Origin of the sequence: Mycobacterium sp. 4D054 (genome assembly GCF_052245755.1) — a bacterium.
GTDB lineage: Bacteria > Actinomycetota > Actinomycetes > Mycobacteriales > Mycobacteriaceae > Mycobacterium.
Genome location: NZ_JBQQCF010000004.1, coordinates 74,633 through 88,919 on the forward strand (window position 1 = coordinate 74,633; position 14,287 = coordinate 88,919).

9 protein-coding genes are annotated in these 14,287 nt (G+C 68.5%); 7 read left to right on the forward strand and 2 right to left on the reverse strand.

Features of this window, described 5'->3' with window-relative positions; genetic code table 11:
- Nucleotides 1-59: 59 nt before the first annotated feature.
- A complete protein-coding gene (locus ACTWP6_RS05055; protein WP_443187014.1) occupies nucleotides 60-1,550 on the reverse strand; it encodes a CYTH and CHAD domain-containing protein in 1,491 nt (496 codons plus the stop codon).
- 151 nt (nucleotides 1,551-1,701) lie between these two features.
- Between ACTWP6_RS05055 and ACTWP6_RS05060 the strand changes: the two genes are divergently transcribed.
- Both ACTWP6_RS05060 and ACTWP6_RS05065 read left to right on the forward strand, forming a co-directional pair.
- The gene (locus ACTWP6_RS05060; RefSeq protein WP_443187015.1) at nucleotides 1,702-3,483 is read left to right on the forward strand and encodes a fatty acyl-AMP ligase; all 1,782 of its coding nucleotides are present in this window, start codon (nucleotides 1,702-1,704) and stop codon (nucleotides 3,481-3,483) included.
- Nucleotides 3,484-3,499: 16 nt separating this feature from the next.
- On the forward strand, nucleotides 3,500-4,288 hold the full coding sequence (locus ACTWP6_RS05065; protein ID WP_443187016.1) for an enoyl-CoA hydratase/isomerase family protein: 789 nt from the start codon (nucleotides 3,500-3,502) through the stop codon (nucleotides 4,286-4,288).
- Here the strand turns inward: ACTWP6_RS05065 and panB are convergent.
- Complete coding sequence (panB, locus tag ACTWP6_RS05070) at nucleotides 4,285-5,124, reverse strand: 3-methyl-2-oxobutanoate hydroxymethyltransferase (protein ID WP_260753647.1); 840 nt, start codon at nucleotides 5,122-5,124, stop codon at nucleotides 4,285-4,287. The genes ACTWP6_RS05065 and panB overlap by 4 nt on opposite strands.
- A 161-nt stretch (nucleotides 5,125-5,285) precedes the next feature.
- Between panB and ACTWP6_RS05075 the strand changes: the two genes are divergently transcribed.
- The 5 genes from ACTWP6_RS05075 to ACTWP6_RS05095 all read left to right on the forward strand — a co-directional run bounded on the left by ACTWP6_RS05075 (nucleotide 5,286) and on the right by ACTWP6_RS05095 (nucleotide 14,272).
- The gene (locus ACTWP6_RS05075; protein ID WP_260753646.1) at nucleotides 5,286-6,689 is read left to right on the forward strand and encodes a WS/DGAT/MGAT family O-acyltransferase; all 1,404 of its coding nucleotides are present in this window, start codon (nucleotides 5,286-5,288) and stop codon (nucleotides 6,687-6,689) included.
- A gap of 59 nt (nucleotides 6,690-6,748) precedes the next feature.
- Nucleotides 6,749-8,281 (forward strand): alpha/beta hydrolase, encoded by a 1,533-nt coding sequence (locus ACTWP6_RS05080; RefSeq protein ID WP_443187017.1) that lies wholly within the window; start codon nucleotides 6,749-6,751, stop codon nucleotides 8,279-8,281.
- A gap of 78 nt (nucleotides 8,282-8,359) precedes the next feature.
- Nucleotides 8,360-9,877 (forward strand): alpha/beta hydrolase, encoded by a 1,518-nt coding sequence (locus tag ACTWP6_RS05085; protein WP_443187018.1) that lies wholly within the window; start codon nucleotides 8,360-8,362, stop codon nucleotides 9,875-9,877.
- Nucleotides 9,878-9,922: 45 nt separating this feature from the next.
- Nucleotides 9,923-11,263: a type I glutamate--ammonia ligase gene (gene glnA / locus ACTWP6_RS05090; protein WP_443187019.1), complete on the forward strand. Its 1,341-nt coding sequence runs from the start codon at nucleotides 9,923-9,925 to the stop codon at nucleotides 11,261-11,263.
- A 24-nt stretch (nucleotides 11,264-11,287) separates the two neighbouring features.
- Entirely contained in the window at nucleotides 11,288-14,272 is a 2,985-nt protein-coding gene (locus ACTWP6_RS05095) for a bifunctional [glutamine synthetase] adenylyltransferase/[glutamine synthetase]-adenylyl-L-tyrosine phosphorylase (RefSeq protein ID WP_443187020.1), read from the forward strand.
- Nucleotides 14,273-14,287 lie beyond the last annotated feature (15 nt).

Genomic DNA, 14,287 nt, shown 5'->3' on the forward strand with positions numbered 1-14,287 from the left:
CATGGCACGCGGCATGCGCCGATCCGATGCAGATCCTCGACGGTCTGGCGCGCGCCGGATCAGGACCGGCGCACCGCCTTGTCGAGTTTCCGAAGTGCACGGTCGATCTGCTCCTCGCAGCGCTGGGCCAGGTCGTCCTCCTGCTGGTACAGCAGCCCGTAGGTGAAGGTGTCCTCGCCCGAGGTGTGCGCCGCCTGGGCCTGCCGGCTCAGGTGCGCTCGGCTGACCACACTGTCCTGGTGGTCACCTAACAGCGTCTGGATCGTCTTCGCTCGGTCGGCCACCTTGCCCTGGCCGGTGGCCGCGGCGGTGTAGCGGAGCTGCTTGACGCGCTTACGGATTCGATGCAGCGCCTCGTCAGGGTCGGTTTCGGTATCGGCCGCTGCCAGCCGGGCGGCTTTGGCGGCCTTGCGCACCCGCTTGTACGCCGAGCCGATGGTCAGCTCAGCGGGTACCCCGCCCGGACCAGAGTGGGGAGCGTCGGCGCTGACCAACTCCTCCAGCGCATCCAGCAGCCGGAAGTACCGCGGCGAGCGCATCGCCGTCAGAGACCGCTTCCATCCGGTCTGATAGCGCTTCTGGGCGCCCTCGACCAGCCGCTCGCGCACCGGTCCCCGCACATTCACCCCGGGCAGGGCGTCGAGAGCACGCTCGTACCGTTCGGCGAGCACCTCCGCGTCGCGAGCGACGCCCAGCACCCCGGCCAGTTCGCGCAACTCGTCGAGCACCCATTCCCGGCCGGCGAAGTCGAAGGAGCCCTGCGCCGACTGCAGCAGGCTGCGGATCTTGCGGGTCGTGACACGCATCTGATGGACCGCGTCCCACGCGTCGGCCCGGACGGCCCGATCCCACGCGATGAGCTCGCCGACGTGCTGCGCCACTGCACGCCGCGCCGGATCCTTCACGGCTACCTCGGTCGCCGGTGTATCAGTGGCCAGCACCCGCGCCAGCTTGGAGCCGGGCCCGGCAGGCTCCGCCCCGGCGTCGCGCAACCGATTCGTCAGCCTGTCGAACACCTCCGGGCTCGCGTCGGCCCGGAGTTCGAGTTCCCACTCGCGCCAGCGCTGCTCCTCGCCGCCGACCGCGCTCGCCGTCACGTGATCGTCGCAGAACTCGGCGATCACCGTCCCGTCCGGCCCGTGCAGGAGTTCGACGTTCCTCACCGTGCGGATGCGGGCCACCGGCTCCAGCGGTCGGTCCCGCACGATCGCCAGGACGACGTCGCGCAGACTTTCCGGTACGGCGGTCTCGTCGGAGCCGTCCTCGGCCAGCGGCGCGTGCACCTCGGTGCGGCTGTCCGCGTCGGCCGGCAACTTCAGATGCCACGCGGCGTCGGGCCCGCCCGTGCGGCGGCGCAGTGTGATCCTGTGCCGGGCGAGGTCGCGCGAGGGTGTGTCGAAGTAGACAGCGTCCAGCGATTGTGACGGCGACCGCTCAGCCCGGCTTACGGCGGCCAACCCGTCGAAGGACGGCGACCCGGTTGCCTCGACCACGTCGAACTTGCGCTCGGTCTCCATGTACCTGGAGGTTTCGCGCGATTTCGGGGCCATGGACACCCTGTCTCTTGGAGGTTCGGGGGGACCATAGAGTGCCACATCGACGTGAACGGCCACCGCGGTGCCGACGGCCGTGTCCAAACTGTGTTCGACGCGCCTAGATGCCGTTGCACCGATTTCATGATCGTTCTCTTAGGATGCTCTTATGAGTCCAGTGGTGCGGCTCGACGACTACCTCGACCGCGAAGGCAACATTGCGATCCCGGCCGGCTTGACGCTGACCTCGTTCCTCGACCGTAACGTCGAAGAACTGGGTGACACGCCGGCCTACCGGTATCTCGATTTCGACCGTGACTGCACCGTCGAGTTGAGCTGGAACCAGCTCAGGACGCGGTTGCATGCGGTCGGAACCCGACTGGAGCAGGTGACTCGTCCCGGTGACCGGGTGGCCATCCTCGCGCCGCAGGGCGTCGAGTACGTCGTCGGCTTCTTCGCAGCGATCCTGGCCGGCACCATCGCGGTCCCGCTGTTCGCGCCGGAACTTCCCGGCCACGCCGACCGGCTGGACGCGGTGCTCAACGACGCCCTGCCGACGGTGGTGCTCACCACGACGTCCGCCGCCGAGTCGGTCCGTGACTTCGTGCGCAAGCTTCCGCGCGAGCGCCGGCCCAGGATCATCGCCACCGACGCGGTGCCCGACGCCGTCGGCGCCGGCTTCGCGCCCGCGCCGCTGAACAGCGACGACATCGCCTACCTGCAATACACGTCGGGTTCCACCCGTGCGCCGGCGGGTGTGGAGATCACCCACCGCTCGGCCTGCACCAACATCGTCCAGATGATCGACGGCGTCGGTCTGGACCACAACATCCGCAGCGTCAGCTGGCTGCCCCTGTTTCACGACATGGGACTGCTGATGATCATGTTCCCCGCGCTGTGCGGCGGGCACATCACGCTGATGTCGCCGGTGTCCTTCGTGCGCCGGCCCTACCGGTGGATCAAGGAACTCGGCGCGTCCGACGCCCCGACGTTCGCGGCGGCGCCCAACTTCGCGTTCGAGCTGGCCGCCCAGCGCGGTCTGCCGCCGGCAGGGGACACGCTCGACCTCAACAACGTCGCCGGGCTGATCAACGGCTCCGAGCCGGTGAACATGGCCTCGATCGAAAAGTTCTACGCCGCGTTCGGGCCTTACGGTCTGCCGGCGACGGCGGTCAAGCCCTCCTACGGGATGGCCGAGGCGACGCTGTTCGTCTCGACCATCGGACCCGAGGCCCGCCCCGAGCCGACGTACCTCGACCGCGAGCAGCTCTCGCTGGGCAACGCGGTGCGGGTCGATTCCGGTGACGCCAACGCGGTGGCCCAGGTGTCCTGCGGCCGGGTGGCCCGCAGCCAATGGGCCGTGATCGTCGATCCGGCCACCGAGTCCGAGCTGGCCGACGGCCGGGTGGGCGAGATCTGGCTGCACGGCGACAACATCGGCCGCGGCTACTGGGGCCGGCAGGAAGAGACGGAGCTGACCTTCCAGAACAAGCTCCAGTCGCGCCTGCTCTACGAGAGCCACGCCGAGGGCTGCGCCGAGGACGCGCTGTGGATGCGCACCGGGGACCTCGGTGTCTACCTCGACGGCCAGCTGTACATCACCGGCCGGGTCAAGGACCTGGTGATCGTGGACGGGCGCAACCACTACCCGCAGGACATCGAGGCGACCGTCGCCGCAGCGTCACCGGCGGTGCGGACCGGCTTCGTCGCGGCGTTCTCGGTTCCCGGCGAAGGCCGCGAAGAGGTCGTCATCGTGGCCGAACGCGCTCCCGGAGCCGGCCGCGCGGATGCCGGTCCCATCCAGGAGGCGATCCGCTCTGCGGTGTCGCGCAATCATGCGCTGCCGTTGAAGGAGATCAAACTGGTTGCCGCAGGCGTGATTCCACGAACCACCAGCGGGAAGCTGGCGCGCCGGGCATGCCGGACCGAGTATCTGGAAGGCAAACTGTAGCCGCTACAGTCCGTGTGTGACCGAATTCCAGACCATCACGTTCGAGCAGACCGGTGTCATCGCGCGCATCACGCTGAACCGTCCCGATGCCGCAAACGGCATGAACGGCACGATGACCCGCGAGCTGGCCGTGGCGGCGGCACGCTGCGACAGCCCCGCCACCAAGGTCGTCGTCATCACGGGGGCCGGGCGGTTCTTCTGCGCCGGAGGTGATCTGAAGGACTTCGCATCCGCGCCGAGCCGGGGACACCACATCAAGGGGGTCGCCGACGACCTGCACCGGGCCATCTCGACGCTGGCGCGCATGGACGCGGTGGTGATCACGGCTGTCAACGGTACGGCCGCGGGCGCCGGGTTCTCCCTGGCTGTCGCCGGGGATCTGGTGCTTGCCGCGGAGTCCGCGTCGTTCACGATGGCCTACACCCGCGTCGGGCTGAGCCCGGACGGCGGTGCGTCCTACCACCTCCCACGGCTGATCGGCACCGCCAAGACCAAGCAGCTGATGCTGGCCAACCGCACGCTGTCCGCGCAAGAGGCCTCGCAGTGGGGCCTTGTGGGTGAGGTGGTCGCCGACGATCAGCTTCGGGTCCGCGCCGACGAGCTCGCCGAGCAGATGGCGCAGACCTCGGCCGGCTCCAACGGCGCGGTGAAGGCGCTGCTGTTGGACACCTTCGGCAACGACCTGGAACAGCAGATGGAGCTGGAGGGGCGGACGATCGCCGCACGAGCCGAATCCGCCGACGGGCGCGAAGGAGTCGACGCGTTCCTGTCCAAACGCAAGGCAGAATTCGGACCCCGCGGCTAGAAGGAGTGCTCCTCGGCCGGGAAGGTACCGGTGGCGACCTCACGGGCGTAGTCGGTGGCGGCACGGCGCAGCTCGTCACCGACCGCGCCGAACCGCTTGACGAACTTCGCGGTCCTGCCATTGGTCATACCGGCCATGTCCTGCCACACCAGAACCTGGGCGTCGCAGTTGGGTCCGGCGCCGATGCCGACGGTCGGAATCGTGAGTTTCCCGGTGATCTGGGTGGCCAGCTCGGCCGGGACCATCTCCATCACCACCGCGAACGCGCCTGCCTCCTGCACGGCGATCGCGTCGTGGATGGTCTGTTCCGCGGCGTCGCCACGCCCCTGCACCCGGAATCCGCCGAGGCCGTTGACGCTCTGCGGGGTGAAGCCGATGTGTGCCATCACCGGGATGCCCGCGGCGCTCACGGCGGCGATCTGGTCGGCCACCCGCTCACCGCCTTCGAGCTTCACCGCGTGCGCGCCGGTTTCCTTGAGCATCCGGGTCGCGGTGGCCAGCGCCTGCTGCGGCCCGGCCTCGTAGCTGCCGAAGGGGAGATCGGCCACGATCAGCGCGTGCGGTGCGCCCCGGACCACTCCGCGCACCAGCGGAATCAGTTCGTCGAGCGTCACCGGAACGGTGGTGTCGTAGCCGTAGACCACGTTGGCCGCGGAATCGCCGACGAGCAGCACCGGAATCTGCGCTTCGTCGAAGATCGCCGCGGTGGAGTAGTCGTATGCGGTCAGCATGGCCCACTTGTGGCCTTCGGCCTTCCACTTGTGCAGGTGGTGCGTCCGGACCTTCACACGCTTGGGCGTCTCGGTGACAGCGCCGTAGACAGGCTGCTCAGACATCGTTGTCCCCTTAATGGGCGAGTCGTGTTGAATCCTCGAGGCCCGAATCGGGTCCCCGGGTTTCGCTGACCCGCCCAGTCTGCCACTGCGTCAGCAGAAGGTGAACGGCGCGTTAAGTGGATTTGCTCACACCCGTCCCGCCCGGGCATACGATCGGCGGCATGCAACGGCTCAGCGGACTCGACGCCAGTTTCCTGTACCTCGAAACCGCGGCCCAGCCACTGCATGTCTGTTCGATCCTGGAGCTCGACACGTCCACGATGCCGGGCGGCTACACCTTCGACCGGCTGCGCGACGGGCTGGAGCTCTGCATCAAGGCCATGCCCGAGTTCCGCGAGAAGATCGCCGACAGCCGGTTCAACCTTGATCACCCAGTCTGGGTGGAGGACAACGATTTCGACGTCGACCGTCATCTGCACCGAATCGGGTTGCCATCGCCGGGTGGCCGTGCCGAGCTGGCCGAGATCTGCGGCCACATCGCGTCGTTGCCGCTCGACCGGACCCGCCCGCTGTGGGAGATGTGGGTGATCGAGAACGTCGCCGGCACCAGCGACGGGACCCCAGCGCACACGGGCGGCCGTGTCGCGGTGATGACCAAGGTGCATCACTGCGCAGTCGACGGTGTGACCGGGGCGAACCTGATGTCGAAGCTGTGCACCACCGAGCCCGACGCGCCGCCGCCGGATCCGGTGGAGGGTCCCGGCGGCGGCACCGATCTGGAGATCGCGGTCAGTGGCGCGGTGCGATTCGTGAGCAGACCGTTGAAGCTGGTCAACGTCCTGCCGAACACGGTGTCGACGGTGATCGACACCGTGAAGCGGGCGCGCAGCGGCCTGACGATGGCACCGCCGTTCGTGGCGCCCAAGACCGCGTTCAATGCGAACGTCACCGGCCGCCGCAACGTCGCGTTCGCCCACCTCGATCTCGACGACATCAAGACGGTTAAGACTCACTTCGGGGTCAAGGTCAACGATGTGGTGATGGCGCTGGTGTCCGGTGTGCTGCGCACGTTCCTGATCGAGCGTGGCGAGCTGCCCGAGAGTTCGCTGGTCGCCATGGTTCCGGTGTCGGTGCACGAGAAGTCCGACCGTCCCGGACGCAACCAGGTATCGGGGATGTTCTCCCGGCTCGAGACCAACATCGAGGACCCCGTCGAGCGATTGAAGGCCATTGCCGAAGCGAATTCGGTTGCCAAACAACATAGTTCGGCGATCTCGGCGACTCTTCTGCAGGACTGGACACAGTTCGCCGCGCCGGCGGTGTTCGGGGTGGCGATGCGGGTGTACGCCAGCAGCAGGCTCAGCGGTGCGCGGCCGGTGCACAACCTGGTGGTATCCAACGTGCCCGGTCCGCAGGGTCCGCTGTACATGCTGGGGTGCGAGGTCAAGGCGATGTATCCGCTCGGACCGATCTTCCACGGTTCGGGCCTGAACATGACGGTGATGTCGCTGTCGGGCAATCTCGACGTCGGAATCGTGTCGTGCCCCGAGTTGCTGCCCGACCTGTGGGACATGGCCGATGCGTTCGACGTGGCGCTCGGTGAACTTCTGGACGCCACGCGGTAGCGCTGCCCGCACACGCGCCGTGCCAGCATGGATGCCGGTTCATGGCAGCATGTGGTGCCATGAAGCTCACGTCCGGTGCCGCGCGACCCGGTCTCCTGCTGACGCTGGCCGTGCTGCTGGTCGCCGGTTGCAGCCAGGTGGTGTCGGGGCGGGCGCTGGTCGCCGTGCCCCCGCCCGGCACCCCGATCGAGTGGGGCCCGTGTGAAGCCGGACCGTCTGACCAGGTGCGCATCCCGCCCGGCGCCGAGTGCGGCATGCTGTCGGTGCCCGTCGACTGGGACAACCCCGACGACCCCGACGGTGACGTTGCGCAGATCGCGTTGCTGCGGATCAAGGCCGGCGGAGACAAGATCGGCTCGCTGATCGTCAATCCGGGTGGGCCGGGCAAATCGGGCAAGGAATCGGCAGCCGTGATGGCCGCGACGCTGCCCGAAGAGGTACGTCAGCGCTTCGATCTGGTGGGCTTCGATCCGCGCGGCGTTGCGGAATCCACGCCGGCCGTGTGGTGCAACAGCGACGCCGACCATGACCGACTGCGGGCCGACAACGTCGTGGAATACACCCCGGAGGGTGTCGCGCATCTGGAGAAGCTCACCAAGGAGTTCGTCCAGCGCTGCGTCGACAAGATGGGCCTGGACTTCCTCGGCAACGTCGGAACCGAGAGCGTGGTCAAGGATCTCGAGGCGCTGCGCGCCGCCCTCGGCGACGAGAAGCTGACGTTCCTGGGGTACTCGTACGGAACCCGTATCGGCGCCGGCTACGCCGAGGCCTATCCGCAGAAGGTGCGCGCCATGGTGCTCGACGGCGCCATCGACCCGAACGCCGATCCCGTCGAGGCCGACGTCCGGCAGGCCGCGGCGTTCCAGCAGGCGTTCGACGACTACGCCACCGACTGCGCCGTCGATCCCGACTGCCCGTTGGGCACCGACCCGGACAAGGCCGTCGACGTGTACCGGTCGATGGTGTGGCCGCTGGTCGATGAGCCGGCCGACACCACCGACCCGCGGGGTCTGAGCTACAACGATGCGATCGTCGGCACCATCCTGCCGCTGTACTCGCCGGGACTGTGGCGGCACCTGACGCAGGCCCTGTCCGAGATCAAGAAGGGCCGCGGCGACACCATGCTGGCGCTGGCCGATCTGTACATGGGGCGGGACGCGCAGGGGCACTACAACAACGGCACCGACTCCCGTATCGCGGTCAACTGCGTCGACAAGCCGGCGGTCACCGACCGTGCCACGCTGGTGGAGCAAGACCGGCGGGTTCGCGAGGCCGCGCCGTTCATGGCCTATGGCGAGTTCACCGGCCTGGCGCCGATGACCACGTGCGGATTCTGGCCGATACCGCCGACGAGCACCCCCCACGAGATCAACGTCGACGGGCTGCCGCCGATCCTGGTCATCTCGACGACCAACGACCCGGCCACCCCGTACCAGGCGGGTATCGACCTGGCGCGTCAGCTCGACGGCACCTTGGTGACCTTCGAGGGCACCCAGCACACCGTTGCGCTGCAAGGAGACTCGTGCATCGACGAGATCACCACCCGGTACCTCGTCGACGTCACCGTGCCCGCGCCGGACACTCGCTGCTGACGATCCTGGTGAGCGGCTGATAACGGCCCGGTCACCGTTGCGTCCCGGGGGGAGACCTCGCCCGGCTCGCGTGCAACGATGTCTGCCATGTTGCGTGCCGCCCGGTTGATCGCAGCGCTGGCCGTGACATCGGCGGCGTCGTGCCCGTCGGCAGCCGCCACACCCGCTGACGCCGACCAGTCGTACTCCACTGCGCCGGTGTGGAGTTCGTGTTCGTCGTGGGTTCCGGATACCTCCAGGATCCCCGCCGCGCAGTGCGGCACCGTCGCGGTGCCCGTCGACTACGCCGAACCTGACGGTGCCCGAGCCGATTTGGCAGTCATCAGGGTGCCGGCGTCCGGTTCCCGTATGGGAGTGCTCGTCGTCAACCCCGGCGGGCCCGGCGCCTCGGCGGTCGACACCGTCGCTTCGATGGGCGCGGCGCTGGCCGGCACCGAGATCGGGAGCCACTTCGACCTCGTCGGCATCGACCCGCGCGGCGTCGGTCACTCCACCCCGGCACTGCGCTGCCGCACCGACGCCGAGTTCGACGCGTTCCGTGCCGAACCGTTGGCCGACTACAGCCCGGCCGGGGTCGCCCACATCGAAGAGGTGATGCGCACGTTCGCCGCGCGGTGCCTGGACCGGATGGGCGCCGACTTCCTCGCCAGCGTCGGCACCGCGACCGCGGCACGCGACATGGATGTGGTGCGCGCGGCGCTCGGCGAGGACCGCATCAACTATCTCGGCTTCTCCTACGGCACCCAGTTGGGTGCGGTGTACGCCACGCGGTACCCCGACCGGGTGCGCGCGATGGTGCTCGACGGCGCCGTTGATGTCAGTCTCGACCCGATCACCGAGAGCCTGAACCAGCAGGCCGGTTTTCAGAAGGCCTTCCAGGAGTACGCGGCCGACTGCGCGGAATCGGCGGGCTGCCCGCTGGGCACCGACCCGGCACAATTCGTCGCACGTTTCCAGCAGCTCGTCGATCCGCTGGTGAACCGCCCTGCGGCGACGGACGATCCGCGCGGCCTGAGCTACCAGGACGCCATCACCGGAACTGTCAGCGGGCTGTACTCACAGCGCTACTGGCCGTATCTGACCAGCGGGCTGCTCGGGCTGCAGCGCGGCACCGACCCGGGTGACCTGTTGCTGCTCGCCGACGACTATCAGCAGCGGGACCGTAACGGGCACTACAAGAACCGGCAGGACGCATTCAACGCGATCCGCTGCGTCGACGCGGTCTATCCGGCGGACCCGGCGACCTGGGTGGAGGCCGACAGGCGCTCCCGTGAGATCGCGCCCTTCCTGTCACACGGACCGTTCACCGGGTACGCCCCGCGCGACGTGTGCGCGATGTGGCCGGTGCCGCCGACCCCGGTGGTCGGGGTCGCCACGTCGCCCGGGCCGGGCAAGGTGGTGGTGGTGTCGACGACCGGTGACCCGGCCACGCCGTACGAGTCCGGGGTGAACCTGGCGCGGCAGCTGGACGCCCGGCTGATCAGTTTCGAGGGCACCCAGCACACCGTGGTCTTCAACGGCGACGCGTGCGTCGACACGGCCACCGTCGAGTTCTTGGTGAACTCGACACCGCCGCCCGACGGTTTGCGCTGCTAGCGGCCCCGTAACACAGAATTAACAGGCGGAACCTAGGCTTCGGGCATGGATCGGCAGAAGGAATTCGTGCTGCGCACGCTGGAGGAGCGTGACATCCGCTTCGTCCGGCTGTGGTTCACCGATGTGCTCGGATACCTCAAGTCGGTCGCGATCGCGCCTGCCGAATTGGAAGGCGCCTTCGAAGAGGGCATCGGTTTCGACGGCTCCTCGATCGAGGGCTTCGCCCGGGTCTCCGAAGCCGACATGGTCGCCCGCCCCGACCCGTCGACGTTCCAGGTGCTGCCGTGGGCCGACAGCTCGGGCAAGCACCACTCGGCGCGGATGTTCTGCGACATCACGATGCCCGACGGGTCGCCGTCGTGGGCGGACTCGCGCCACGTGCTGCGCCGGCAGCTGTCCAAGGCGAGTGATCTCGGGTTCTCCTGCTACGTGCACCCCGAGATCGAGTTCTTCCTGCTCAAGCCCGGACCCGACGACGGCACCCCGCCCGTCCCGGCGGACAACGGCGGCTACTTCGACCAGGCCGTGCATGATTCGGCGCCGAACTTCCGCCGCCACGCCATCGACGCGCTGGAGCAGATGGGTATCTCCGTCGAGTTCAGCCATCACGAGGGTGCGCCCGGTCAGCAGGAGATCGACCTGCGCTACGCCGACGCCCTCTCCATGGCCGACAACGTGATGACGTTCCGCTACCTGGTCAAGGAGGTCGCGCTCGGCGACGGTGTGCGCGCGTCGTTCATGCCCAAACCGTTCGCCGAACACCCCGGCTCGGCGATGCACACCCACATGAGCCTCTTCGAAGGCGAGACCAACGCGTTCCACAGCCCCGACGACCCGCTTCAGCTGTCCAGCGTCGGAAAGTCGTTCATCGCAGGCATTCTCGAGCACGCCAACGAGATCAGCGCCGTGACCAACCAGTGGGTGAACTCCTACAAGCGTCTGGTGCACGGCGGCGAGGCCCCGACCGCGGCGTCGTGGGGCGCAGCCAACCGTTCGGCGCTGGTGCGCGTCCCGATGTACACGCCGCACAAGGTGTCGTCGCGGCGGGTCGAGGTGCGCAGTCCCGACTCGGCGTGCAACCCGTACCTGACCTTCGCGGTGCTGCTCGCCGCCGGTCTGCGCGGCATCGAGAAGAACTACGTGCTGGGCCCCGAAGCCGAGGACAACGTGTGGAGTCTCACCCCTGAGGAACGCCGCGCCATGGGCTACAAGGAACTGCCCGGCAGCCTCGGCGTGGCCCTGTCGGAGATGGAGAACTCCGAGCTGGTCGCCGAGGCGCTCGGCGAGCACGTCTTCGACTTCTTCCTGCGCAACAAGCGCGCCGAATGGGAGAACTACCGCAGCCACGTCACGCCGTTCGAACTGAAGAACTACCTGTCGCTCTGACGCAGGCGGCCGCGCGCTACCTTGATGGGCGTGGCCAAACCTGCGACGCAGCGTCCCAGGCTGCCCGGTGTCGGACGGCTCGGGCTCGTCGAGCCGAAGGCGCAGGCGGATCTGGACAGCCTCGGCTGGAACACCGATGCCCACGTCGAACTCCTGTGGTCGTTGTCGCGGGCTCCCGACGCCGACACCGCGCTGAAGGCGATCGTCCGGCTGTCCGAGGCGCTCGGGTCCGGGTGGGCTGAACTCGACGCCGCCCTTCTGCAGGACCGCAGTCTGCGCGGCCGGTTGTTCGCGGTCCTGGGCTCGTCGCTGGCCCTCGGTGACCATCTGGTCGCCAACCCCGACTCGTGGCGTCTGCTGTCCGGCAACGTCACGCTTCCGGCCGCACAGGAACTGCGCGACATGTTCGCCGAGCGGGCCGATCAGTCCGACGGTCCGACCGCGGCCGTGCCGCTGCTGCGCACGCTGTACCGGGACCGATTGCTGGTCCTGGCCGCGCTCGACGTCGCGTCCACGGTGGAGAACGAACCGGTGCTGCCGTTCACCGTGGTCGGCGAACACCTCTCCGATCTCGCCGACGCCGCGCTGGCCGCCGCGCTGCGGGTGGTGACGGCCTCGGTGTGCGGCGACAAACCGGCGCCCACTCTGACCGTCATCGCGATGGGCAAATGCGGTGCGCGGGAACTGAATTACGTCAGCGACGTCGACGTCATCTTCGTGACCGACGACGGCTCGCACAGCAGCATGGCGCTGGCCACCAGGCTCGCCGGCGAGATGATGCGGTTGGCGTCCGAGGCGTTCTTCGAGGTGGACGCCGCGCTCCGGCCGGAGGGCAAGCAGGGTCAGCTGGTCCGCACCCTGGAATCGCACATCGCCTACTACGAGCGCTGGGCCAAGACCTGGGAGTTCCAGGCACTTCTGAAGGCGCGGCCGGCCGCCGGTGACATGGATCTGGGCCGGCAGTATGTCGAGGCGCTGATGCCTATGGTGTGGACGGCATCTGAGCGTGAGGACTTCGTTCCCGAAGTGCAGGCGATGCGCAGACGCGTCGAGGAACTCGTGCCCGCCGGGGTGCGGACCCGGGAGATCAAACTCGGCAGCGGCGGCCTGCGCGACGTCGAGTTCGCGGTGCAGCTGCTGCAACTCGTGCACGGCCGCAACGACGAGTCGCTGCATGTGGCGTCCACGGTCAACGCGCTCGCCGCACTGGGCGACGGCGGATACATCGGCCGGGACGACGCCGCGAACATGACGGCCTCCTACGAGTTTCTGCGGCTGCTCGAACACCGTCTGCAGTTGCAGCGGCTCAAGCGCACCCACATGCTGCCCGAAGCCGACGACGAGGAGTCGATGCGGTGGCTGGCGCGCGCGGCGCACATGCGGCCTGACGGTCGGCACGACTCGCTCGGGGTGCTGCGCGAGGAACTCAAGCGGCAGAACCACCGGGTGTCGCGATTGCACGCCAAGCTGTTCTATCAGCCGCTGCTGGAGTCGGTCGGCCAAGCGTCGCTTGGTCTTTCGGACGGGATGAGCACGGATGCCGCCGAGCGTCAGCTGGCCGCGCTGGGTTATGAGGGACCGCAGAGCGCGCTCACGCACTTGGCGGCGCTGACCGGCAGCTCGGGGCGCCGCGGCCGGGTGCAGCAGGTGCTTTTGCCGACGCTGCTCGACTGGCTGTCGGACACCCCGGATCCCGACGCCGGGCTGCTGGCCTATCGCAGGATCAGCGACGAGCTCGCCGAGCAGCGGTGGTATCTGGCGACGCTGCGCGACGAGGGGGCAGTCGCCAAGCGGCTGATGCACGTGCTGGGCACCTCGGCCTACGTGCCGGAGCTGTTGATGCGCGCGCCGGAGGTGATCCAGCTCTACGCCGACGGACCGAACGGGCCCAAGCTGTGCGACGTCGACACCGAAGGGGTGGCCAAGTCGCTGGTGGCCTCGGCGGCACGGCACGACGATCCGGCGCGAGCGATCGCGGCCGCACGTTCACTGCGCCGCCGGGAGCTGGCCCGCATCGCGTCGGCGGACCTGCTCGGAATGCTGGATGTGACGGACGTGTGCAAGCAGCTGACCCAGGTCTGGGTGGCGGTGTTGCAGGCCGCCCTCGACGCCGTGATCCGCGCCAACGCGCCGCAGGGCAAGGCACCGGCACGCATCGCCGTGATCGGGATGGGCCGGCTCGGCGGCGGCGAGCTCGGTTACGGATCCGACGCCGACGTGTTGTTCGTGTGTGACCCGAACGACGGCTTCGAGGAGTCGACCGCGGTGAAGTGGTCGGTCACCGTGGCCGAGCAGGTGCGTGCCCGGCTCGGCACACCGAGCGCTGACCCGCCGCTGGAGGTCGACGCCAACCTGCGGCCTGAAGGCCGCAACGGGCCACTGGTGCGGACGTTGGCGTCGTACCAGGCGTACTACGAGCAGTGGGCGCAGCCGTGGGAGATCCAGGCGCTGCTGCGTGCACACCGGGTCGCCGGTGATCTGGAGCTGGGGGAGCGGTTCCTGCTGATGGTGGACAAGACCCGCTACCCGGAGGGCGGGGTGTCCCCGGAGACGGTTCAGGAGATCCGGCGTATCAAGGCGCGCGTGGACGCCGAACGGCTGCCCCGCGGCGCCGACCCCAACACCAACACCAAGCTCGGCCGCGGCGGGCTCGCCGACATCGAGTGGACGGTGCAACTGCTGCAACTGCGCTTCGCGCACAGGATCCCGGCGCTGCACACGACGTCGACGCTGGAGACCCTCAATGCGATCGGCGCTGCCGAGTTGATCGCCGAGGGCGACATCGAGTTGCTGCGTGACGCATGGTTGACCGCGACGCGGGCCCGCAACGCCCTGGTGCTGGTGCGCGGCAAACCCACCGATCAGCTGCCCGGTCCGGGCAAGCTGCTCAACGCGGTCGCGGTGGCTGCGGGCTGGCCCGGCGGCGACGGCGGCAACGAGTTCCTCGATAACTATCTGCGGGTCACGCGGCGGGCGAAAGCGGTGGTGCGGAAAGTTTTCGGAGGCTGAGTGTTGCACTTGGGC